General features: G+C 46.7%; 21 protein-coding genes and 1 tRNA gene. 2 read left to right on the top strand and 20 right to left on the bottom strand.

Annotation, left to right across the window (positions count from 1 at the left end; all coding sequences use genetic code 11):
* Positions 1-12: 12 nt before the first annotated feature.
* The 3 genes from ilvN to ilvD all read right to left on the bottom strand — a co-directional run bounded on the left by ilvN (position 13) and on the right by ilvD (position 4,174).
* Positions 13-567, bottom strand: a complete 555-nt coding sequence (gene ilvN, locus AC8GFU_RS04790) for an acetolactate synthase small subunit (RefSeq protein ID WP_506626010.1) — start codon at positions 565-567, stop codon at positions 13-15.
* Entirely contained in the window at positions 567-2,306 is a 1,740-nt protein-coding gene (locus tag AC8GFU_RS04795; protein WP_506626011.1) for an acetolactate synthase large subunit, read from the bottom strand. Before AC8GFU_RS04795 ends, ilvN begins: the two co-directional genes overlap by 1 nt.
* Before the next feature lie 194 nt (positions 2,307-2,500).
* Positions 2,501-4,174 carry a dihydroxy-acid dehydratase gene (gene ilvD / locus AC8GFU_RS04800; protein WP_506626012.1) on the bottom strand — a complete coding sequence of 558 codons (1,674 nt, stop codon included), beginning with the start codon at positions 4,172-4,174 and terminating at the stop codon, positions 2,501-2,503.
* Between the two features lie 55 nt (positions 4,175-4,229).
* On the opposite strand from ilvD, the gene AC8GFU_RS04805 reads away from it, so the two are divergent.
* On the top strand, positions 4,230-5,693 hold the full coding sequence (locus tag AC8GFU_RS04805; RefSeq protein ID WP_506626013.1) for an MFS transporter: 1,464 nt from the start codon (positions 4,230-4,232) through the stop codon (positions 5,691-5,693).
* On the opposite strand, the gene gatB is transcribed toward AC8GFU_RS04805, so the two are convergent.
* Genes gatB through AC8GFU_RS04825 form a run of 4 tightly spaced genes read right to left on the bottom strand, consistent with a single transcriptional unit; the run spans position 5,694 to position 10,283 of the window.
* The gene (gene gatB / locus AC8GFU_RS04810; protein ID WP_506626014.1) at positions 5,694-7,202 is read right to left on the bottom strand and encodes an Asp-tRNA(Asn)/Glu-tRNA(Gln) amidotransferase subunit GatB; all 1,509 of its coding nucleotides are present in this window, start codon (positions 7,200-7,202) and stop codon (positions 5,694-5,696) included.
* Complete coding sequence (gene gatA / locus AC8GFU_RS04815; RefSeq protein WP_506626015.1) at positions 7,199-8,695, bottom strand: Asp-tRNA(Asn)/Glu-tRNA(Gln) amidotransferase subunit GatA; 1,497 nt, start codon at positions 8,693-8,695, stop codon at positions 7,199-7,201. The genes gatB and gatA overlap by 4 nt, the downstream gene beginning before the upstream one ends.
* Complete coding sequence (gene gatC, locus AC8GFU_RS04820) at positions 8,692-8,988, bottom strand: Asp-tRNA(Asn)/Glu-tRNA(Gln) amidotransferase subunit GatC (protein WP_506626016.1); 297 nt, start codon at positions 8,986-8,988, stop codon at positions 8,692-8,694. The genes gatA and gatC overlap by 4 nt, the downstream gene beginning before the upstream one ends.
* Before the next feature lie 26 nt (positions 8,989-9,014).
* Positions 9,015-10,283, bottom strand: coding sequence for a glutamate-5-semialdehyde dehydrogenase (locus AC8GFU_RS04825; protein WP_506626017.1), 1,269 nt, complete (start codon positions 10,281-10,283; stop codon positions 9,015-9,017).
* 33 nt (positions 10,284-10,316) lie between these two features.
* Between AC8GFU_RS04825 and AC8GFU_RS04830 the strand changes: the two genes are divergently transcribed.
* The gene (locus tag AC8GFU_RS04830; RefSeq protein WP_506626018.1) at positions 10,317-11,453 is read left to right on the top strand and encodes a serine hydrolase domain-containing protein; all 1,137 of its coding nucleotides are present in this window, start codon (positions 10,317-10,319) and stop codon (positions 11,451-11,453) included.
* Here the strand turns inward: AC8GFU_RS04830 and proB are convergent, their stop codons facing one another.
* The 13 genes from proB to AC8GFU_RS04895 all read right to left on the bottom strand — a co-directional run bounded on the left by proB (position 11,454) and on the right by AC8GFU_RS04895 (position 22,959).
* Positions 11,454-12,569, bottom strand: a complete 1,116-nt coding sequence (gene proB / locus AC8GFU_RS04835; RefSeq protein WP_506626019.1) for a glutamate 5-kinase — start codon at positions 12,567-12,569, stop codon at positions 11,454-11,456.
* A complete protein-coding gene (obgE, locus tag AC8GFU_RS04840) occupies positions 12,566-14,074 on the bottom strand; it encodes a GTPase ObgE (protein ID WP_506626020.1) in 1,509 nt (502 codons plus the stop codon). Before obgE ends, proB begins: the two co-directional genes overlap by 4 nt.
* Positions 14,075-14,167: 93 nt before the next feature.
* The gene (gene rpmA, locus AC8GFU_RS04845) at positions 14,168-14,422 is read right to left on the bottom strand and encodes a 50S ribosomal protein L27 (RefSeq protein WP_445821026.1); all 255 of its coding nucleotides are present in this window, start codon (positions 14,420-14,422) and stop codon (positions 14,168-14,170) included.
* Positions 14,423-14,436: 14 nt separating this feature from the next.
* A complete protein-coding gene (gene rplU / locus AC8GFU_RS04850; protein ID WP_506626021.1) occupies positions 14,437-14,751 on the bottom strand; it encodes a 50S ribosomal protein L21 in 315 nt (104 codons plus the stop codon).
* 78 nt (positions 14,752-14,829) lie between these two features.
* Positions 14,830-15,780 (bottom strand): DNA polymerase III subunit delta, encoded by a 951-nt coding sequence (gene holA / locus AC8GFU_RS04855; protein ID WP_506626022.1) that lies wholly within the window; start codon positions 15,778-15,780, stop codon positions 14,830-14,832.
* An 11-nt stretch (positions 15,781-15,791) separates the two neighbouring features.
* Entirely contained in the window at positions 15,792-17,951 is a 2,160-nt protein-coding gene (locus AC8GFU_RS04860) for a DNA internalization-related competence protein ComEC/Rec2 (protein ID WP_506626023.1), read from the bottom strand.
* 62 nt (positions 17,952-18,013) lie between these two features.
* Positions 18,014-18,622, bottom strand: coding sequence for a ComEA family DNA-binding protein (locus AC8GFU_RS04865; protein ID WP_506626024.1), 609 nt, complete (start codon positions 18,620-18,622; stop codon positions 18,014-18,016).
* A gap of 45 nt (positions 18,623-18,667) precedes the next feature.
* Positions 18,668-21,157 (bottom strand): leucine--tRNA ligase, encoded by a 2,490-nt coding sequence (leuS, locus tag AC8GFU_RS04870; RefSeq protein ID WP_506626025.1) that lies wholly within the window; start codon positions 21,155-21,157, stop codon positions 18,668-18,670.
* A gap of 3 nt (positions 21,158-21,160) precedes the next feature.
* Positions 21,161-21,233, bottom strand: a tRNA-Ala gene (locus AC8GFU_RS04875).
* Between the two features lie 46 nt (positions 21,234-21,279).
* Positions 21,280-21,930, bottom strand: a complete 651-nt coding sequence (locus tag AC8GFU_RS04880; protein WP_506626026.1) for a histidine phosphatase family protein — start codon at positions 21,928-21,930, stop codon at positions 21,280-21,282.
* On the bottom strand, positions 21,920-22,297 hold the full coding sequence (rsfS, locus tag AC8GFU_RS04885) for a ribosome silencing factor (protein WP_506626027.1): 378 nt from the start codon (positions 22,295-22,297) through the stop codon (positions 21,920-21,922). Before rsfS ends, AC8GFU_RS04880 begins: the two co-directional genes overlap by 11 nt.
* Positions 22,287-22,835: a nicotinate (nicotinamide) nucleotide adenylyltransferase gene (gene nadD / locus AC8GFU_RS04890; RefSeq protein ID WP_506626028.1), complete on the bottom strand. Its 549-nt coding sequence runs from the start codon at positions 22,833-22,835 to the stop codon at positions 22,287-22,289. The genes rsfS and nadD overlap by 11 nt, the downstream gene beginning before the upstream one ends.
* Before the next feature lies 1 nt (position 22,836).
* Positions 22,837-22,959 carry a hypothetical protein gene (locus tag AC8GFU_RS04895; RefSeq protein ID WP_506626029.1) on the bottom strand — a complete coding sequence of 41 codons (123 nt, stop codon included), beginning with the start codon at positions 22,957-22,959 and terminating at the stop codon, positions 22,837-22,839.

The following is a 22,959-nucleotide window of genomic DNA, read 5'->3' on the forward strand; positions in this document are numbered from 1 at the left end:
GTTTAGTCGTTACTAGTTTTGGTAATCAGCCTGACCGCTATCTGCGGTAGGAATACTTTGAGTGCTAAGGGTACGGTCTGCGAGCGAGCCGCTGCCACGCTCAATGGCGACAAGGCCTGATTGAGCCAGTTCGCGAATGCCAAATCGCTCTAAAGCGTTAAGTAGATCACTGATCTTGGTCGCATCCCCTGTGGCTTCAAGAGTTAATGACTCGAAATCCTCATCAACGATCGTTGCACCGTAAGTTTCACAAACCGCATCAACATCGAAGCGGTTCTTGGATGTTGCAGAAATCTTTACCAACAAAAGTTCTGCCTGAACAGAATCTGATGTCTTGAGCTCTGCAATATGAATCACGTTAATCAACTTATCCAATTGACGAATAACTTGTTCAAGTGAGTGACTTTCAACATTGATGACAATTGTCATTCTGGAAATATTTGGATTTTCAGTTGGTCCAACAGCCAATGAATCGATGTTGTAAGCACGGCGTGAGAACAAGCCCGCAACACGTGCAAGTACACCAGGTGAGTTTTCAACTAGAACGGCGAGTGTATGTGTACTCATTAGAGCTCCTGTGAATCCCAGTCAGGCGCTAGTTCGCGCGCGATCATAATGTCGTCATTAGATGTTCCTGCTGCAACCATTGGCCACACCATTGCATCTCGAAAAACTCTGAAATCAACAACAACTGGTTGATCATTAATTGAGTTTGCCTTCTTGATAATTGCATCTACATCTTCTGGGCGATCGCAGGTTAAACCGACGCAACCCATTGCATCTGCAAGCTTTACAAAGTCAGGAATGCGCTTTGATTCCAAAGATGTATTTGAGTAACGACCTTCGTAGAACAAGGTCTGCCACTGGCGAACCATTCCTAATGATTCATTGTTAATGATCGCTACCTTGATAGGAATGTTGTTTAGCGCGCAAGTAACTAACTCTTGGTTAGTCATCTGGAAGCAACCATCGCCATCAATTGCCCACACAGTTGTGTCTGGTGCTCCAACTTTTGCACCCATTGCAGCAGGAACTGCGTAGCCCATTGTTCCGAGTCCACCAGAGTTCAACCAGGTACGAGGCTTTTCATACTTTACAAATTGAGAAGCCCACATCTGGTGCTGACCAACGCCTGCAACATAGATTGCATCTGGTCCAGTAATTGCACTTAGTCGTTCAATTACATACTGAGGAGAAAGTGATCCATCCTTTGGAAGTTCATAACCCAGTGGATATGTCGCACGTAGCTTGTTCATAGATGCGATCCATGGCGCTAAATCAGGCTGATTCTTTGCAAATTCCGCCTTCACTGCAGGGATTAATGCAGCGATGGTGCGCTTTAGATCTCCAACAACTGGAACATCTGCGTAACGATTCTTACCGATTTCAGCAGGATCAATATCTGCGTGAATTACCTTTGCATTAACTGCAAAGGTAGAAAGCTTTCCGGTAACACGGTCATCAAATCGCGCACCAAGTGTGATCAAAAGATCGGCCTTTTGAAGTGCAGTAACAGCGGCAACTGTTCCGTGCATTCCTGGCATACCAAGGTGTTGTGGATGACTATCTGGGAAAGAACCAAGTGCCATCAAAGTTGTAACAACAGGTGCTCCAACTAATTCCGCTAACTGCATTAGCTCTTTAGAAGCGTTCGCCTTGATTACTCCGCCACCAACATAGAAAACAGGCTTTGCTGATTGCGCAATTAATGCAGCTGCATCTTTAATAGCTTGGTTTTCAGGATCTACTTGTGGGTGGTATCCAGGAAGTGAAACCTCCTTTGGATACACAAATTCAGTTTCCTTTTGCAGTGCATCCTTTGCAATATCTACAAGTACTGGGCCCGGACGACCTGATCCTGCAATGTAGAAAGCCTCTGCGATTGCACGCGGAATATCCTTTGGATCAGTAATTAAATAATTGTGCTTTGTAAATGGCATTGTGATTCCGCGAATATCTGCTTCTTGGAATGCATCTGTTCCGATTGCAACTGATGGAACCTGACCCGTGATTGCAACCATTGGAACTGAATCCATTGCAGCATCAGCGAGCGGAGTAACAAGGTTTGTGGCACCTGGTCCTGAGGTTGCAATACAAACTCCTACGCGACCAGTAACTTGCGCGTATCCAGTTGCAGCGTGACCTGCTCCTTGCTCGTGGCGAACCAAGATGTGGCGGATCTTGCTATCAAAGATTGGATCGTATGCAGGAAGAATCGCGCCACCTGGAAGTCCGAACATCACATCGACGCCGGCAGACTCCAAAGATTGCACGAGTGAACTAGCTCCACTCATCTTCTTGCTCATATCCATCTCCTTTCGCTTGTAGATCCATGGGGTGAAATGAAAAAACCCTCAGATAACTGAGGGTGGCGCATGATCAAATACCGATCACGCGCCTTTAAATCACCACCACAAATGTTGTGCTCATGGACTTATTCTCCAATGAATGAGCCTGTGCGTCAAGAGTTGAGATAGAGATCTCACAATTTGAGAGGGGGTTAGTCGCAGACCGCACCCTTTGAGGCAGAGCCCACTAGCTTTGAATACTTCGCCAATACACCGCGGGTGTACTTGTGTGGCAGAGGCTTCCAACCAACCTTGCGAGCTTCAAGTTCTGCAGGATCAACAAGCAAATCCAATGTGCGATTAGTGATGTCGATGCGAACTCTGTCGCCATCTTTAATAAATGCGATCGGTCCCCCGTCGACAGCTTCAGGTGCAACGTGTCCAACACATAGACCCGTTGAACCACCTGAGAATCGACCATCAGTTAATAGCAATGTTGATTTACCAAGGCCTGCACCCTTGATTGCGCCAGTGATCATTAACATCTCGCGCATTCCTGGTCCGCCCTTAGGACCTTCGTAGCGAATAACTACAACATCGCCAGCTTGAATTGTTCCATTTTCAAGGGCTTCCATTGCAGCTTGCTCGCGCTCAAATACTCGAGCAGGTCCTTCAAAACTTTCAATACCGATTCCGGCCGTCTTACATACAGCACCTTCGGTAGCAAGTGTTCCACCAAGAATTGTGATTCCAACATCTGTTGAAATTGGTGATGAAACTGCACGCAAAATTTGTCCATCAGGATCTGGCGGTGCAACCTCTTTAAGGTTTTCAGCCATTGTCTTTCCGGTAACTGTTAGAACATCACCGTGCAATAAACCTGCATCGAGTAAACCTTTGAGAACAACTGGAATTCCACCGACCTTATCAACATCGCTCATTACAAACTTTCCAAATGGCTTTAAATCACCAAGTAATGGAACCTTTGAACCGATTCGATGGAAGTCATGAAGCTCTAGATCTACGCGTGCCTCGTTAGCAATAGCTAATAAGTGCAGCACAGCATTTGTTGAACCACCAAGGGCCATCAAAATTGTGATTGCATTTTCAAATGCCTGCTTGCTCAAAATATCGCGGGTTGTGATTCCTTGACGGATCAACTCAACAACTGCAGCACCTGATGCGATTGCATAAGTGTCGCGACGGCGATCAACAGCTGGAGGTGCAGCAGATCCTGGAAGTGAAAGCCCTATAGCTTCACCAATACTTGCCATTGTGTTTGCTGTGTACATACCGCCGCAAGCACCTTCACCTGGACAGATTGCTCGCTCAATCGCATCAACGCGATCTTGAGTAATCAATCCACGTGCACAAGCACCAACTGCCTCAAAGGCATCAATGATCGTTACATCTTTGCCATCAACCTGACCTGGCAAGGTAGAACCTGCGTAAACAAAAACACTTGCGACATCAATACGTGCCGCTGCCATCATCATTCCGGGAAGTGATTTATCGCAACCGGCAAATGTGACCATGCCATCGAGGCGTTCTGCCTGCATAACAGTTTCAACTGAATCCGCAATTACTTCGCGGGATACTAATGAAAAGTGCATTCCTTCATGGCCCATTGAAATTCCATCAGAAACAGAAATGGTCCCGAATTGCATTGGGAAGCCACCAGCATCAATAACGCCTTGCTTCGAGGCCTTTGCTAAACGGTCCAATGAAAGGTTGCATGGTGTGATTTCATTCCACGAAGATGCAATTCCGATTTGAGGTTTAACCCAATCCGCATCCCCCATACCAACTGCGCGCAACATTCCGCGTGCTGGAGCTCTTTCGAGTCCATCTGTGACTACTCCAGAGCGAGGTTTCATCGTGGCCATGAGAGAATTCTACCCTCTTGATAACAAATCAATTAATCTGAACTGGAGCATTTGCGTGTCAAAAAACACCGAGATCGAAGGCCTTGACCCAACTAGATGGCGCACCCTTTTCGTCGTCGCTATTTCACAATTAATGCTGGTGCTCGATAGCTCCATCATGAATATTGCAATTCCCAGCGCGAAGATCGACCTTGGTATCTCAGATGCTAATCAGCAATGGGTTATCACTGCGTACACCTTGGCTTTTGGTTCACTACTGCTTTTGGGTGGACGAATCGGTGACTACATGGGCCGCAAGAAGATCTTCCTTATCGGTTTAATTGGTTTTGCCGCCGCTTCAGCACTTGGTGGAATCGCATCAACTCAGGGACTCTTGTTTGCATCGCGAGCACTGCAGGGTGTTTTCGGTGCACTTCTTGCACCAGCTGCTTTAGCGATTATTTCTGTGACATTTACAGTTCCTAAGGAGCGCGCAAAAGCTTTCGGCGTAATCGGTGCAATCTCTGGCGGTGGAGCTGCAATCGGTTTAATCCTTGGTGGAACATTGACTGAGTTCTTCTCGTGGCGCTGGTGCCTTGGTGTAAACACACCAATCGCAATCGCTGCTGCAATTCTTGCAATTAAGTTTGTACATGAATCAAAGGCAGAAGGAGATAACACCTACGACATTCCAGGTGTAATCACTGCAACCGCTGGATTATTCTCGCTTACCTACGGCTTTAATGAAGCTGCAAGCAAGGGCTGGAGCTCAACAACCACAATCTCATTCTTGGTGGCAGCGGTTGTTCTACTGGTTGTATTTGTATCGATCGAAATGCGTGTGAAGAATCCTTTGATGCCACTTCGTGTAATTACAGAGCGCAATCGTGGTGGTTCATACCTTGGCTCACTTGTAGTTGGTGCCGGACTATTCTCAATGTTCTTGTTCCTAGGACTTTACCTTCAGGTAGTTCTTGGTTACAGCCCATTGCGATCAGGTTTTGCATTCCTACCATTCACCTTTGGAATTATTACCTTCGCAGGAATTGCATCAGCCCTGCTTCCAAAGTTTGGGCCAAAGCCATTGATGGTTCCAGGTTTACTCGCAGCAAGCGTTGGCTTACTGCTTTTAACCCGTATTACTCCTGAAACTTCATACTTAACACATGTAGTTCCATCGCTTCTGATCATGTCTAGCGGCATGGCACTTGTGTTTATTCCATTAACTTCAACATCACTTCATGCGGTTTCAAACCATGACACAGGTGTTGCAAGTGCGATGGTGAATACAAGTCAGCAGATTGGTGGATCACTAGGAACAGCGTTGCTCAACACTATTGCCGCAACTGCGACAACTACATATGCAGCTGCTCATACCGAGCTAGGAAAAGCTGTAATGCCATTTGCAATGACTCATGGCTTTACAGTCGCATTTAAGTTCAGTGCAGGTTTGCTATTTATCGGAGCAATCGTGCTGTTCTTCTTTATTAATATCGGTAAAGAGTCACTCGTTGAAAACGAAGGCGCAGGCTTTCACTAATTAATTAGCAGCTTGTCCAAGGTGGCCAAGTAGAAGCTCTCGTACGCGAGCAGCATCTGCTTGGCCCTTTGTCTCTTTCATCACCGCACCAATCAATGCTCCTGCTGCAGGGATGTGTCCACCGCGAACCTTTTCAGCGGTGTCTGCTTGTTCAGCACACACCTTTTCAATCGCTGCCATCAGCGCACCGTCATCATTTACAACTTTGATTCCGCGCTTTGCGACAACATCTGAAGGCTTTCCTTCGCCAGCGATAACACCTTCGACAACTTGACGTGCAAGCTTGTCAGTTAGTTCACCTGCGTTAACGAGTGCAACAATCTCTGCAACATCTTGCGGTGTAATCGCAAGCTCAGCCAAGGCAACTTCCTTGTCATTTGCAATACGTGAAATTTCACCAAGCCACCAGCTGCGAGCCTTTGCAGGATCTGCACCTAACAACACAGTTGCTTCAACAATATCTAAAACATCTGCATTAATCATTGCTGCCATTTCCTTATCAGGAACAGCCCATGCTTCTTGCAGACGCTTGCGACGAATTGATGGTCGCTCAGGCAAAGCAGCACGCAATGTTTCGATCCATGCAGCATCAGGTGCAACCGGCACTAGATCTGGCTCTGGGAAGTATCGGTAATCCTCGGCTTGTTCCTTTGAACGGCCAGAACGTGTTAATCCGGTGTCCTCTTGGAAGTGACGAGTTTCTTGAACTACTCGCCCACCAGCATTCAGAAGCTCTGCATGACGAATCATTTCACCACGAACAGCACGTTCAACTGAGCGAAGTGAGTTAACGTTCTTTGTTTCACTTCGTGTGCCAAGCTTTTCTGCACCGATCAAACGTAATGAAACATTTGCGTCGCAACGCAATGAGCCTTGCTCCATCTTCACATCGCTAACGCCCAATGAGCGAAGGATGTCGCGAAGCTCAGCAACATATGCCTTTGCAACCTCTGGTGCGTACTTACCTGTACCAGGAACAATCTTGGTAACAATTTCAACCAATGGAATTCCGGCACGGTTGTAATCCAATAATGAGTATTCAGCGCCATGGATTCGTCCTGTTGCGCCACCAACGTGAAGAGACTTACCTGTGTCCTCTTCCATGTGTACGCGTTCTACCTCTACACGGAACTTCTTTGGACCCTCATCTGTTTCGATTTCAACATCTACATATCCATCAACACAGATTGGCTCGTCATACTGAGAAATCTGGAAGTTCTTTGGCATATCTGGGTAGAAGTAATTCTTACGAGCAAAGCGTGAAAATGGTGCGATTGAACAGTTAAGCGCAAGACCGATCTTGATCGTTGATTCGATCGCCTTTTCATTAACTACAGGCAGGGCTCCAGGAAGTGCTAAACAAACAGGACACGTCTGAGTGTTTGGTTCTGCACCAAATACAGTGCTGCAACCACAAAACATCTTTGAGTTTGTATTGAGTTCAACGTGAACTTCAAGACCTAGTACTGGTTCGTACTTAGCAACTACATCATCGTATGAAAGAGTCATCGCGCACCTCCCAACGCTGGGGCTTTATCCAGTAATGGAGCGCCCCACTTTGATAGCAGCGCCGCTTCAAGTGCCGCACCAACTGAGTACATGCGCTCATCCTTCATAACAGGCGACATAATTTGGAAACCAACTGGCAGACCATCTTCATCAGCTAATCCTGAAGGCAATGACATTCCGCCAATTCCCGCCATGTTTACTGGAATTGTTGCAATGTCATTCAAGTACATAGCTAGCGGATCATTAGCCTTTTCACCGATTTTAAATGCGGTTGTTGGACATGTTGGTGAAACAAGAACATCTGCCTTTTCAAAAGCATTTGTGAAATCTTGTGTAATCAGCGTTCGAACCTTTTGCGCACTGCCGTAATACGCGTCGTAGTAACCAGATGACAATGCATAGGTTCCCAAAATAATGCGGCGCTTAACCTCTTTACCGAAACCAACCTCACGGGTCAGGTTCATGACAGATTCAGCTGAGGCTCCATCAACATCACCAACGCGCAAGCCGTAGCGCATTGCGTCAAAGCGGGCCAAGTTAGATGAGCACTCTGATGGTGCAATTAAGTAGTAAGCAGCAAGTGCGTACTCAAAGTTTGGTGCTGAAACTTCAACAATTTCAGCGCCAGCCTTTGCTAATAGTTCAAGGGACTCTTCAAAGCGGGCACGAACTCCTGGCTGGTATCCATCGCCATTGAGTTCTTTAACAACACCAATCTTCATTCCTTTAACATCGCCAGATTTTGCTGCAGCGACTACCTGAGGAACTGGTGCATTAATACTTGTTGCATCCTTTGGATCATGTCCTGCAATCGCTTCATGTAATAGCGCTGTATCTAAAACTGTGCGCGCACATGGACCTGCTTGATCAAGTGATGATGAGAAGGCAACTAAACCAAAGCGTGAAACTCCACCGTAGGTTGGCTTCACACCAACTGTTCCGGTTACAGCAGCTGGTTGGCGAATTGATCCACCAGTATCTGTACCAATTGCAAGTGGTGCCTCAAAAGCTGCAAGGGCTGCTGATGAACCTCCGCCAGAACCGCCAGGGATACGAGTTAAATCCCAAGGGTTATGTGTTGGTCCGTATGCAGAGTTTTCAGTCGATGAACCCATCGCGAACTCATCCATATTGGTCTTACCCAAGATAATAATGTCATTCTTCTTTAGGTTTGCGACAACTGTTGAGTCGTACGGTGGTCGCCATCCCTCAAGAATCTTTGAACCACATGTTGTTGGAATACCCTTTTGCGCCATTACATCTTTAAGAGCAAGCGGAACACCAGCAAGTGGTGACATCTTTTCACCCTTTGCGCGCTTTGCATCTACTGCAGCGGCTTGAGCAAGTGCACCTTCAGTATCAACATGAAGAAATGCATGAACATCTGTATCAACCGCTTTAATGCGAGCTAGATGTGCCTGAGTTAAAGCAACTGATGTTGTTTCTCCGGCAGCAAGCTTTGCCGCCATTTCGGATGCGGTGTTACGAATCATTCTTCACCCAAAATCTGTGGAACGCGGAAGCGTTGATCTTCTTGCGCAGGAGCACCAGATAGCGCTTCTTCTGGAGTCAGACTTGGCACAACTACATCTGCGCGAAAAATGTTGCGAAGTGGCAATGGGTGGGATGTTGGTTCAACATCGGCTCCAGCAACTTCCTGTACGCGAGCAACCGCATCCAAGATAACTGTGAACTCATTAGACAGATTTACTAACTCTTCATCGCTCATTTCGATGCGGGCTAGGCCAGCAAGTTTTGCGACATCATCACGTGAAAGGCTGCTCATGCGGCTCAGTCTAATTAAAAGCAGGCTTAACTGCGAATTTGCCCATTTCCGGTAACGATCCAGGTTGTGGTGGTCATCGCTTCAAGTCCCATTGGGCCACGGGCATGTAATTTCTGATTTGAGATACCGATTTCAGCACCAAAGCCCATTTGCTCGCCATCTGTAAATCGAGTGGATGTATTCACCATAACGGCGGCGCAATCTGCCAACGCGATAAATCTCTTCACATTCTCTTTATTTTCCGAAATTATCGCCTCGGTATGTTGAGTTCCGTACTTGGCAATGTGGGCGCTTGCCGCATCAACTGAATCAACAATTGCCACATTCATCTCAAGAGTTCCGTACTCGGTGCAAAAGTTTTCATCTGTTGCCAAGGTTGCAGGGATGCCGGCGCTCTTTGCAAGCGCAAGGGTTGCAGCATCGGCGTGCACAATAACTCCTGCTTCATGAAGTGCCTTAAGTGCTGTTGGCATAAAAGAATCGGCGATCTTTGAATGCACCAATAATGTCTCAGCTGCATTGCACACACTTGGGCGCTGAACCTTTGAGTTGATAATAATTGGAACAGCTTTGGTTAGATCTGCAAACTCATCAATATAAACATGGCAAACACCTGCACCGGTTTCAATTGTTGGAACAGTCGATTCATCAACAACCATGCGAATCAGCGCTGCACTTCCACGTGGAATAACTAAATCCACCTTTCCGCGAGCATTCAGCAAAGCCTTTACCGTTTCGCGATCTTCAGATGGAACCAACTGAATCACATCTGGTGAAATTGATGTTGAAGCCAAAGCTTCGCGCATAACTCGAACTAAGACCTCGTTGCTGTGTGCCGCACTTGATGAACCACGCAATAAAGCCGCGTTTCCTGACATCAACAAGATAACCGCTGCATCAACTGTGACATTTGGACGTGCTTCATAGACCATTCCGATAACACCAAAAGGAACAGAAATTTGCTCCAGTTCAATGCCGTTTGGAAGTGTTGATTGACGCAAGGTGATTCCAAGTGGATCTGGAAGTTCACTTACTTGACGCGCTCCCCCAGCGATTCCTTTGATGCGTTCTGGGGTAAGTAGTAATCGATCAAGCAGAGAAGAGTTCAGACCCGCCGAACGTCCAGCTTCCATATCCTTTTCATTTGCTGCCAAAATTTCAGCGCCTCTGGCTTCAATTGCATCTGCAATCGCAAGAAGTGCTGCCTTTCGCTGCGCGCCTGTGGCAACACTCAACGTTCGGCCAGCGATGCGAGCCGAATCAGCAAGATTAGAAATTAATACCTTGGCGTCCATGGGTTCAAGCCTAGCGGGAGTTAGCATGAGTTCGTGATCAAATTAATCCGCAGAGTTGCAATCATTCTTGTCGTTCTTTACGCCGCATTGTTCGGCCTTACAAAGGTAATTCACTACCCCGAACCAATCGCTGCCATAAAACTCGGATTAGCTCCGGCATCAAAAACTCCAGATTTAATGCCAGCTCATGTAATCAAGGCGGTGCCAGGAGCTCCACTGCCAATGGGAACTACCGAAGAAATCACAGAAGTTACTTGGAACGGGAAAAAGCAACCCTTTTCTACCTTCTTAGAAGATACAAACACCAATGCATTCTTGGTAATTCGTAAAGGAAAAATTACGTACGAAAAGTATTTTAATGGAAAGACACAGTCAACAGTTCTTCCTTCATATTCAGTTGCAAAGACAATGACCTCACTTGTTATTGGTCAATTAATCGATGAAGGGAAGATCAAAGAAAGCGATACTTTTGTAAGCATCTTGCCGCAGTTTAAGGCTGGGACATCCTTCGACAAGGTGACAATTAAAGATTTGCTCGACATGAATTCTGGTGTTGGGGTCTCAGATAACTACCCAACAGGTCCATCAGGATGGGGTGTAGCTATCGCACAGATGTATGCATCCACCGATATCGATTGGTTCTTGATGCACAATCGAAAGATGACTGAGGAACCAGGAACTTATCCTGAGTACCGATCTGTAAATACACAGATGCTTGGGTTGATTGTTCAAAAGATTACCGGCCAGAAATTAGCAGATGCTTTTAGTGAACGTATCTGGCAAAAGGTTGGCGCAGATTTCAACGCGACATGGAATGTTGATCGCGTAGGTGGGCATGAGAAAGCTTTTTGTTGTTTTAACGCAACCGCACGTGATTATGCTCGCGTTGGGTTAGCACTGATGACAGGTGAGCCCAAGATTGCAAGCACTTCATGGAAGGCGCGACTTTCGACTCCTGCAGTTACTTTGGATTACGGCTGGGGTTATGGCGCACAAATGTGGCATCCATACCCAGGAATTAATCTGATGCTAGGCTTACATGGTCAATACATCTATCAAGATGCTCTGCATGACACCATTATTGTGAAGTTGTCAGATATGCCAACAAGTGCGGATGGAATCAGTTCGAAAGTTGCCGCAGTTTTGAAGGAGATAGCAGAAAAAAACTAGTCAGAGAAGAACTAAGTCGTCGCGATGAACTAATTCGCGTTCGTACTCTGCACCAAGTGCTGCTGCTAGCTCCTTTGTGGAACGACCCAGCATCTGTGGCAGATCCTCTGAATCAAATGCGACTAACCCTCGCGCAATCACCTTGCCATCTGGACCAACTAGTTCCACGGCATCTCCTGAAATAAATTCGCCTTCGACAGCGGTTACTCCCGCTGGAAGTAAGGAAACGCCGCGTTCCAAAATCGCAGTTACCGCACCAGCATCCAAAATTAACTTGCCATGAGACTTTGTTGCATGTGCAAGCCACAACAACCGCGAGGTTGTCTTGCTCGCTTGAGCATGGAAATGGGTTCCAAATTTTTCACCAGCAAGTGACTTATCTGAATCTTCTAGAGAAGTCAGAAGCATTGGAATTCCAGCCGATGTTGCGATGCGCGCAGCCTCAACCTTGGTAACCATTCCCCCACTGCCAACACCTGCAGCGCCTGCTCCACCTAATGTGACGCCTTCAATATCTGCAACAGATGAGACTTCATGAATTTTTTGCGCACCTGCTTGTGATGGAGGTGCGTCATACAAAGCATCGATATCTGAAACCAGAACTAATAAATCAGCACCAATCAGCAGAGCAACTAATGCAGCTAAGCGATCATTATCGCCAAAGCGAATCTCTTGAGTTCCGACAGAGTCATTTTCATTAATGATTGGAACAACACCCAATTGCAATAAGCGATACAAGGTGCGTTGTGCATTTTGGTAATGTGAACGTCGCACAACATCTTCAGTAGTTAATAACACCTGAGATGCGGTAATTGAATGTCGAGCAAAGCTTTGTGTGTATTGAGCGACTAATAGCCCTTGACCAACAGATGCTGCAGCTTGTTGAGTGGCCAGATCTTTTGGTCGAGTAGTTAAACCAAGTGGAGCAAGACCTGCTGCGATTGCACCTGATGAAACAACAACAACTTCAGCGCCCCGTTTTTTACACGCTGCAACAACATCTACAAGTTTGTTTACCGCTTGAGCATCAAGTGCTGAACCAGCTTTACCCGTTAGAGAGGAGGAGCCAATCTTGATGACGATGCGCTTTGCAGAGGTGATCTGCTCTCGGCTCACTTGTCATCTCCATCCTCTTCGACTTCTTTAACAATCGGTGCTGAAAGTTTAGGTGTATGCGGGTCAACAACGTTGTATTCCCACTGCTGCGCGATTTCTTCATCGCTTAGGACATCTTCTACGCGCTCAGGCATATTCCAAGTGGTCTCAAGACGTGAATCTTCTCCACGACGGTGAAGGTGACCAGCAAGTTGTTCGGCGCCAGCTTCGATCGTTGGCTCCCAATCAAAGATAACTTCGGTATCTCCATCGCCAATTCGAACTTCACTTCCTGCGACAGCGCCTTGCTTGTACAACTCTTTTTCAACTCCAAGTTGAGCAAGACGATCTGCAAGGTATCCAATCGCTTCAGCGTTCTTAAAGTTAGTTTGGCGAACCCAACGTTCTACCTTCTTACCGCGAATAGTGAATGAACCATCTGCATTTGTACGAACGGTAAATCCAGAGTCATCAACTGCAACTGGTCGCAAAATAATTCGTGTGCGCTCAGGCACTCCTGCTTCAACTCGATTCTTATGAACTAATCGACCCATTGCATAAATGAGATCTTGCAAACCTTCGCGTGACGCAGCAGATACTGAGTAAACCTCGTACCCCTTATCGCGCAGCTCTTGTTCAACCATTTCAGCCATAGCTTTTCCATCTGGCAAGTCAATCTTGTTAAGCGCAACGATACGAATACGATCTTCAAGTCCGCCGTACAGTGCAAGTTCATTTTCAATCGCTTCAAGATCTGCAACAGGGTTGCGATCTGTTTCCAATGTTCCGCAATCCAATACATGCACTAGAGCAACGCAGCGTTCAACGTGGCGAAGGAATTCAAGGCCAAGGCCCTTTCCTTGTGAGGCACCTGGAATAAGTCCTGGTACATCTGCAACGGTGAATCGTGTTTCTCCTGCTTGAACAACACCAAGGTTTGGAACCAATGTTGTAAATGGATAATCAGCGATCTTTGGACGTGCAGCAGAAACAGCAGCAATTAATGAAGACTTTCCGGCACTTGGAAATCCAACTAATGCGATATCTGCAACGCTCTTTAATTCAAGGGTTAATGTGCGCTCTTCGCCTGGTTCACCAAGTAATGCAAAGCCTGGTGCGCGTCGCTTTGATGATGACAGTGCAAGGTTTCCAAGACCGCCAAAACCACCTTGTGCTGCGATAAAAGTTGTTCCATTGCCGATCAAATCTGCGATTTGTTCGCCCTTTTGATCATAAATAACTGTTCCATTTGGAACGCCAAGAATTAAATCCTCGCCTTGGTGTCCATCTTTACGATCGCCGTAACCCTGATGACCAGATGTTGCTTTGCGATGTGGTGAATGGTGGAAATCTAGAAGTGTTGTAACGCTTGGATCGACGATGAGAATGACATCTCCGCCGCGTCCGCCGTTACCGCCATCTGGTCCACCAAGTGGCTTAAATTTTTCGCGCTTAACAGAGACGCAACCATCGCCACCTTTTCCGGCAGCGGCGTAGAGAGTCACACGATCAACAAATGTTGTCATTGTTTAACTCCCTTTCTTTTCTGTGCAATTAACGCTGGAATGAAAAAAGCGAGCCGCATGATTACGGCTCGCTCTTTTACAAGAAACCTAAAATTAAGCTACCGGAGCCACATTCACTACACGGCGACCGCGAGCGCGACCGAATTCAACAACGCCTGCAGCTAGTGCAAACAGAGTGTCATCCTTACCGCGACCAACGTTCTTGCCTGGGTGAAAATGTGTTCCGCGCTGACGAACTAAAATTTCGCCAGCATTAACTTCTTGTCCGCCGAAACGCTTGATACCAAGGTACTGTGGATTGGAATCGCGACCGTTTCGTGTCGAGGAGACACCCTTCTTACTTGCCATTTACTTCGTCTCCCTTACTTCGCGCCGTTGATGGCGGTAATTTTTACACGAGTCAGTTGCGCACGGAATCCCTGGCGACGACGGTGACCTGTCTTGTTCTTGTAACGCAAGATGTCGATCTTTGGTCCCTTTAGCTCTTCGATAACTTCTCCAGTTACCTTTACGCCAGACAAAACCTTTGGGTCTGTTGTAACAGCTGCACCATCTACTACTAGTACGGCAGGGAATGAAACAGTTGAGCCAGCAGCAGCGTCGATATGATCAACGATTACTGTGTCGCCAACTGCGACCTTCTCCTGGCGTCCGCCAGCTTTAACGATTGCGTACACGTGTTACTCCAGTTCATGTTCTAAGCCTTGACCTAATCGAGGTCCGTGGGCAGAGGGTAAGCGTACGCAAGCGTGTGCTTAGCGGTCAAATTGCGATGAGACGATCCTGGTCACAGCCTTTTCAAGCGCATAAATAGGGTCACTGGCCGCTCCCTTTACTTCAGCATCTGCCAGGGCGATCGCCCCAACGGCATCAGCGATTTGGGCTGGGCTCCAACGGTTGAGCTGACGACGGGCCTTATCGATCTGCCAAGGCGCCATTCCAAGCTGACCGGCAAGTTCAAATGATTTTTGATTGCGGTTTGCGCCTGCCACCTTTGCGAGTGAACGCAAAGAGGATGCAATCGCACTGGTGATCATTACTGGATCAGTTCCAGTTTCTAGGGCACTACGTAACGAAATAAGTGCCGCCGATAAATTTCCATCCAATGTTGCATCTGCAACATCAAAGCCTGTTGTTTCAACTCGACCTTGGTGGTACTTATCAACCATCGCTTCATCAATTAATCCCGATGGTGCATCGGCTGCAATCTGTCCGACTGCACCCTGTAATTCGCGAAGATCATTTCCGAGTGCTCCAACTAATGCAGAGACAGCACCAGTTGATGCCTTACGCCCCAAATCTAAGAAAAGAGATTTAACAAACTCTTCCTTTTCTGCTTCCTTCTTTAAAGGATCACAAGCAATTAATTCAGGTTTAGCTTTTTTGATCGCATCAAGGAGTGCTTTACCTTTTACTCCACCTTTGTGAACAAAGATAACGGTGGTTGTTGGATCTGGTTGTTCGATATAGCGAGTGATCTCATCCCGATTATCTTCAGGCAGATCTTGAAGATCGCGAATAATTAATGCACGACGCTCAGAAAATAAAGATGGAGCTAATGCATCTGCAATGTCTCCAACAATTGTGTCGGCGGCGAATAATGTTGTGATCTCGCACTTTTCCTCTTTTAACTGTGCGTTCAATTTAGTGAGCGCTCGATCTGCAAGAGCGGTTTCTGAGCCAAGGATCAAGTACAACGCATTCATTGCTCTCTCCCTTAGCTCCAATAGAACAACCTGATTGTTCCCTTACTTTTTCGAACCCGTAAATGATGGGCTTTAGCGGTGATCGCCAGTGCGCCATCTCTATCTGTTCGAACAACTTGTGTGCCGAGTCTAGTCAAAGAGGCGATAGTTTCTGCAGCGGGGTGGCCATATGAGTTTTTAGCCCCCACGCTTATGACGGCAATTTGAGCAGAAAGAGATTTCATCAGCCCTGCATCTTGGTATTTCGAGCCGTGATGGCAGACCTTATAAATATCCACCGCACGCACATTTCCTAAAATTTCATGTTGTGCTGGAGGCTCGAGATCTCCTGCGGTAAAGATGCTCCAGTCGGTTGTAGAAACAATCATGGCGATACTTGAGTTATTGATGACCGAGCCTTCACCTGGCATTGATTCAAAGTTATGGGTACTTACATCTGGCCACAGAACTTCAAAGGTGATGCCCGCAATTGATGCTGTCATTCCTTTTTGTACAGTCGTGATCTGGCTATTTTGTAATAGTTGAAGAGAGTGCGTGCTTTCTAGTACTGGTTCTAAATTGTTACTAATCCAGGTTTGCTGAACATCGCGAGATTTAACCAATCCTGAAAGGCCACCGACATGGTCTGCATGAAAATGCGAAAGGATCAATAGCGGAACTTGATGTATTCCAAGTGCTCGCAAACATTTATCTTCAGCAACTGGATCTGGCCCGACATCAATAACAATAGCCTGACCATGATGCAGATTAATAACCATCGAATCACCTTGGCCTACATCGCAGTTTGCGATCTGCCAATCTCCTGCTGGCCATCGTTGTATCCACGTTAACGCTAGAACTGCAACAACAAAAATGGCTGTGGTTGTGCGCCAGCTCTTCTTAAAGAGCCACAGATACGCAATCACTATTGCCACAATGAGAAAACCGATTTTTCCATTGTGAATAGTTAAAACCGGAAACTCTGCAATGCGGCGGGCGATACCGGCAATTAACCCTGCTGGGATTCGAATTACTGCAACTAAAGCAACTGTTAGAAATGGTGCAACTGGGGACACTAATGCAGCAATAAACCCTAAGATCGTTATGGGCGCTACAAAAGGTGCCGCTAGTAGATTCGCGACAATGCTCATTGGAGATAAGTAGCCAGATAGCGCGACTAAAATCGGAGAACAAAAAAGCATGGCTGCGATGGGTGGGGCAAGCGCGCCTGCTAACTTTTTGTGCGTCGGTAACTTATCTCCAATTACTGGCGCCAGCAGCAACAGTCCTGCCGTTGCCAATACTGAAAGTGCAAAACCAGCATCTTGGGCCTGCCAAGGATCACCAATTACTACGGCAGCAATTGCAAAGCCCAACGCAGGCAATGAATCAGTGCGACGTTTACTCGCTTGTGCAGACAATAAGACTGCCGCCATAGCTGCTGCACGCAATACTGAAGGAGATGGTCTGACTAATGCAATAAAACAGCTCAGTGCGATTGCAGTTGCCAATAAGCGATGCTGTGTTCGTTTGATGAAGAACTGCATGCACCATAAAACAAAACTCGAAACGATTGCAAAGTTTGCACCACTGACAGCGACTAAGTGCGTCAGGCCCGAACGTTTCATTGCATCCTTGAAATCTGCGCTTTGCTTTGAGGTATCTCCCAGCACCATTCCTGGAATTAATGCACCTGCATCCCCTTCGCCTGAGTAATTTCTTAAACCCGATCTAATCGAGCCAAGGGTTGCAGCCCAGCGTGAAGGTTCAGTTGCAATCAAGAGATCCGCATCTACTAATAACAATGCAGCAACTCGAGACTCTGAACTTTTAATCACCCTTGCTTGCCCTTTAATCACCTGACCTGGCAAGGCGTTCAAAGATTTACGTGCAATTACTCGAACTGGAACGCGCAGCAAATAGGAATTATCAGTAACTGCGAACTCTGTTAACCGTGCAGTGAATGAGTACTTGCCCGTACTCGTTTTCATGGGGTCGGAAATTACTTGAGCTGAAAAATCAATCGATGAATTGAAATGCTGAGCAATTTCAGATCTCTCTAAGGAGGATTGCCGGATTGACATAGCGGTTGCGCCAACGAAGATCGCAATGACAACAACTAACAGGCGTGATTTCTTGAAGCACAACGGGATCAAAACAAGTGCGCCGATGCAGATTCGCCAGGTTGACACTGCGCTTTGCAGCAACGCACCGCACCACAATGCCGCTCCCAGGGCTATCGCCCTGTAATCAACTAAATCCTGACTTTTGCTTTGATCTGTGCGAATTTTGCCGCACCTATTCCGCTTACCTTTTGCAGATCATCGATTGTTGTAAATGAACCATTTGTCTTTCGGTATTCAACGATTCGTGCAGCGATGACCGGGCCAATTCCATCTAATGCATCTAATTGATGCGCAGTTGCTCGATTGATATTTATCGGTCCTGTGTGTACTGACTTTGAAACACGAACGCCTGCGCTGTTAATGACAGTTGAATCTACATAGATCTGTTCGCCGTCATTGACAATTCTTGCCAAATTAATTGTGCTCAGATCTGCACCAGGTGCGCTGTCTCCAGCAGCTTTGATGGCATCTATGACTCTAGATTTTCCGGTCAAGGTATAGACACCTGGCTTATTGACCGCACCAGTGACATCTACAAATATTTCTGGTTCGATCACAGTTATCGGAATAACTTCAGGTGCTGCACTTGATTGGGTATTTCCACGTAAGACTACAAAAAGGGAAATCAATAAGAGAAGTCCACCGAGAATTAAAAGGGCTCGTTTTTGAGTGCGTGAATAGTGAAGGTCAAACCACCAATTACTTATAGATTCAAAGGCTGTGCGCAACTGTTCCATTGCGCAAGTGTGAATTTATTGGGATGGCGCAAATACCAAAGCTAATTAGTTGTTGATAACAATATTTACAAGCTTTGGCGCACGAGTGATCACCTTAGCAACCGTTGCTCCAGCAAGGGCTTCAACAATGCTTGGTAGAGCAAGAGCCGCGGCTTCAAGATCGACATCTGAAATAGAAGGCGCAATATCAATACGATCCTTGATCTTGCCGTTAATTTGAATGACAGCGGTCACCGCATCGGCAACAAGTAACTTCTCATCAACAGCAGGCCATCCAGCAAGTGCAACACATGGCTTGTGACCAAGGCGCTCCCACATCTCTTCTGCGGTAAATGGTGCAACAAGTGACAACATGATCGCAATCGCTTCAACTGCTTCGCGAACTGCAGGATCTGCGGCACCACAACCAGAATCAATCGCCTTGCGAGTTGCATTTACCAGCTCCATCACGCGGGCAACTGCAACGTTAAATCGGAAGGATTCAACGGCAAAACCGGCATCGTGCAGCGCTTTATGAGTTGCTTTACGCAATGCAAGGTCACCAGTGCTGAAATCAACGCCAGCTGGGCTCGTTACATCACCAGATAATCTCCACGCACGGGTTAAGAATTTAACTGAACCTGAAGGTGAAACATCAGACCAATCCACATCATCCTCTGGTGGTCCTGCGAAAACCATTGATAGACGAATTGCATCGACGCCGTGATTTTCTAATTCATCGGAAAGGCGAACAAGATTGCCGCGGCTCTTAGACATTGCTGAGCCATCCATAACAACCATTCCTTGGTTAAGTAGACGGGTAAATGGTTCATTGAAATCAACCATTCCCATATCGTTCAAAACCTTGGTAAAGAAACGGCTATACAGCAGGTGCAAGATTGCGTGAGTTACTCCGCCAACGTATTGATCAACTGGCAACCAAGTATCAACATCTTTCTTAGAGAAAGGTTCAGTTGCATTTGTTGGATCTGCATACCGTAGGTAGTACCAAGAAGAGTCAACAAAGGTATCCATTGTGTCGGTGTCGCGCTTTGCATCCCCTGAACACTTAGGGCACTTCACATTTACCCAATCAGTTGCAGCACCAAGTGGTGATGTTCCCTTTGGCTTTAAATCTAAACCTTCAGCATCTGGCAAGGTCAGCGGCAATTGATCTGCCGGAACTGGAACCTCGCCACATGATGGGCAATGAATAATAGGAATTGGTGTGCCCCAATAACGCTGACGTGACACTAGCCAATCGCGCAAACGATAGTTGCGAGCAGCTACTCCCTTGCCTTCTGCTTCTAACTTCTTATTTATCGCAGCAATTGCTTCTGCCTTTGAAAGCCCATTCAAAGAATCTGAGTTAACTAACTTTCCATCACCCACAGTTGCAACGCCAGTTGAGTTTGGATCCTCTTCCCCGGTTTCAACAACTACGCGCACAGGCAACTTCATTGCACGTGCGAAATCTAAATCGCGCTGATCATGTGCTGGTACAGCCATGATTGCGCCTGTTCCGTAATCTGCCAACACGTAATCGCTAGCCCAGATAGGTAGTTTTTCACCATTTACTGGGTTAATCGCATAACGATTAAGGAATACGCCGCTCTTTGGTCGATCTGTCGCAAGACGATCGATATCACTAGCTGCCTTAATAGTTTCTAGGTACTTTGCAAACTCAGCTTCAACACCTGTTCCTTGAACAAGTTCAGCGGCTAACTCGCTATCGACTGCAACAACCATAAAAGTTGCACCAAACAATGTATCTGGACGAGTTGTGTAAATAGTTACCGGCTCGTCGCGGCCTTCAATTGCAAACTTAACGTTTGCACCGGTTGAACGACCGATCCAGTTGCGCTGCATAGTTAGAACTTTGTCAGGCCAGTGACCTTCTAATTGCTGCATGTCATCTAATAAACGGTCCGCGTAATCAGTGATCTTGAAGTACCACTGGTTCAACTTCTTCTTAGTAACAGTTGAATCACATCGCTCGCAAAGCCCAGCAACTACCTGCTCATTTGCTAAAACAGTTTGGCATCCTGGACACCAGTTAACAGCTGAATCCTTGCGATAGGCCAAGCCACGTTCGTAGAACTTTAAGAACAACCATTGATTCCACTTGTAGTACTCGGGGTCGCATGTGTTGAATACGCGATCCCAATCAAATGAACATGCATAACGACGCATTGAAGCCTTTTGCACCGCAATGTTTTCGTAAGTCCAAATGCGAGGATCAGAGTTTCGCTTGATCGCTGCATTTTCTGCAGGAAGACCAAAAGCATCCCAACCAATTGGGTGCATGACGTTGAAACCCTTTTGCGCCCAGTAACGAGCGATTACATCTCCAAGTGCATACGCCTCGGCATGACCCATGTGAAGATCACCAGATGGATACGGGAACATATCCAGTACATACTTCTTTTCACGTGGATCATCAGCACGGCCAGATTTAAATGGCTGTAGTTCATCCCAAACGGGCAGCCATTTTTCCTGCACGTAGGCAAAGTCGTATGCCGCGTGCTCGCGCTCTTCATTCACGTTGTTATTCATACGTGGAGCTAAGGGGATTTGAACCCCTGACCCCCTGCATGCCATGCAGGTGCGCTACCAGCTGCGCTATAGCCCCGATTTTCGTGCGAGTGCAGACCTTACCGCATTTGATGCGCCGGGCCTTAGACGGAAGTTGCACCGCTTTCTTCACCATAGACCGGTTCTGGAATAGACCCGGCGTTGTGTTCGACCAAATTCCACTGGCGAGGATTGCGTTCAAGGATCGACCACGATGCATTTGAAAGCCCGCCGATTACGCCCCAATGTGACATCGGAAGTTGTAGCAACGAGCCAAGAATGCAACGTGCTGTTCCACCATGAGTTGTGACCACTAAAACTTGATCCGTTTTATCTGCCAAAGCTTTTTTGATTGCACGAACTGCGCGATCTGCAACCTCGCTTCTGCGTTCACCTGTAGTGCCGGCAGGGTTATCTTCTCCATCAATCCAACGAATGAAATTGTGGAAATCTTCAGCGCGGTTTTCTGCGCCTGTTTTACCTTCCCATAATCCGCCATTTGTTTCGCGCAGATCTTCATCAACCTGCACAGTTAAACCCGCTAGATCGGCAAGTGCTTGAGCAGTATTTCGTGCACGACCCAGATCGCTAGAGATGATTCCTGTTGGATTCATTCCAGCCAAAATTTGTGCAGCATGCTTTGCTTGAAATTCGCCCACTTCATTCAATGCAATATCTGAATGTCCCTGAAAGCGATTTACAACATTCCAATCAGTTTGGCCGTGGCGCCAAAGAACGATTCTGTTAGCGGCCATTAACGGCAGCCTCCCTCACAGCTTCTAAATCAATTGCAGGGCAGTCATTCCACAAACGATCAAGCATGTAGTACTTGCGAAGCTCTGCGCTTTGAACATGTACTACTAAATCTGAGTAATCAAGAAGAATCCATTGGGCACCATGTTCGCGGCGAACTGGCTTATCTCCGATTGCTGACAGTTGGCGCTCAACCTCATCTGCGATCGCATCCACCTGAGCCTCGTTTTGTCCTGTAGCAATTAGGAAAACCTCGCTGAGCACCAATTGATCTGAAAGATCAAGTGCCACAACATCTACTGCAATTTTGTCGATTGCCGCTTTTGCCGCAACTTGGGTGATCTCTAGTGTTCTGCTGCTAATTGTCATAGAGGTTATTCTCTCGTATAAATGAGGCCACCGATGACGAAACATCTGCGCTCAAACCTTCACGAATTGTGGTCGCGGCAACATTTAATGCTCCTATATCAATTCCATCACCCTCGTAACCTGGACGAGCAATAACTACAAACTCCACCATTGTGCGAAGCTCATCAATTCGATGCCATTGATCTAACTTTTCGGCGGCATCTTGACCAATTACTAGAACAATTACGTCATCTGGAAAATTCTGTTTCACCGCTTCAACTGTGTCGATGGCATAGCTGGGGCCCATTCGAAGAACTTCTATTGGGTTGACCTGTACCTTTGAAGCAATCTGTGAGGCTAAATCAGAGATTGCCAGTTGGCACATAGTGCGACGTTGTAGTGCAGTTGCAATCGGTGAATGTTCGCGAAGTAATGGCTCGCCAGCAGGAACAACTAAAAGTTGATCGACGATTCTTTTTTCAAGAAGTTGGGTAATTACATGCAAATGACCCAAGTGAATTGGGTCAAATGTTCCGCCGTAAATACCTACTCGGGACAAATTAGTCTCGGTCTAGGCGAAGTACTAAGTAAAGAAGTAGTCCGAAAACTACAAATGCGGTAACACCAAAAAATACTGGTGAGGCTGGAAGCTCGCGGTGCATCTCTTCTGCAAGATTAATCAT

Source organism: Planktophila warneckei (SeqCode), assembly GCF_965234675.1.
GTDB classification, from domain to species: domain Bacteria; phylum Actinomycetota; class Actinomycetes; order Nanopelagicales; family Nanopelagicaceae; genus Planktophila; species Planktophila warneckei.

Bases quoted from the DNA above. Each gene is read 5' to 3' on its own strand.
- ilvN (WP_506626010.1), bottom strand. From the start codon at position 567: ATGAGTACACATACACTCGCCGTTCTAGTTGAAAACTCACCTGGTGTA.
- AC8GFU_RS04795 (WP_506626011.1), bottom strand. From the start codon at position 2,306: ATGAGCAAGAAGATGAGTGGAGCTAGTTCACTCGTGCAATCTTTGGAG.
- ilvD (WP_506626012.1), bottom strand. From the start codon at position 4,174: ATGGCCACGATGAAACCTCGCTCTGGAGTAGTCACAGATGGACTCGAA.
- gatB (WP_506626014.1), bottom strand. From the start codon at position 7,202: ATGACTCTTTCATACGATGATGTAGTTGCTAAGTACGAACCAGTACTA.
- gatA (WP_506626015.1), bottom strand. From the start codon at position 8,695: ATGATTCGTAACACCGCATCCGAAATGGCGGCAAAGCTTGCTGCCGGA.
- gatC (WP_506626016.1), bottom strand. From the start codon at position 8,988: ATGAGCAGCCTTTCACGTGATGATGTCGCAAAACTTGCTGGCCTAGCC.
- AC8GFU_RS04825 (WP_506626017.1), bottom strand. From the start codon at position 10,283: ATGGACGCCAAGGTATTAATTTCTAATCTTGCTGATTCGGCTCGCATC.
- obgE (WP_506626020.1), bottom strand. From the start codon at position 14,074: ATGACAACATTTGTTGATCGTGTGACTCTCTACGCCGCTGCCGGAAAA.
- rpmA (WP_445821026.1), bottom strand. From the start codon at position 14,422: ATGGCAAGTAAGAAGGGTGTCTCCTCGACACGAAACGGTCGCGATTCC.
- holA (WP_506626022.1), bottom strand. From the start codon at position 15,780: ATGAATGCGTTGTACTTGATCCTTGGCTCAGAAACCGCTCTTGCAGAT.
- AC8GFU_RS04865 (WP_506626024.1), bottom strand. From the start codon at position 18,622: ATGGAACAGTTGCGCACAGCCTTTGAATCTATAAGTAATTGGTGGTTT.
- leuS (WP_506626025.1), bottom strand. From the start codon at position 21,157: ATGAATAACAACGTGAATGAAGAGCGCGAGCACGCGGCATACGACTTT.
- AC8GFU_RS04880 (WP_506626026.1), bottom strand. From the start codon at position 21,930: ATGGCCGCTAACAGAATCGTTCTTTGGCGCCACGGCCAAACTGATTGG.
- rsfS (WP_506626027.1), bottom strand. From the start codon at position 22,297: ATGACAATTAGCAGCAGAACACTAGAGATCACCCAAGTTGCGGCAAAA.
- AC8GFU_RS04895 (WP_506626029.1), bottom strand. From the start codon at position 22,959: ATGATTAATCTTGCAGAAGAGATGCACCGCGAGCTTCCAGCCTCACCA.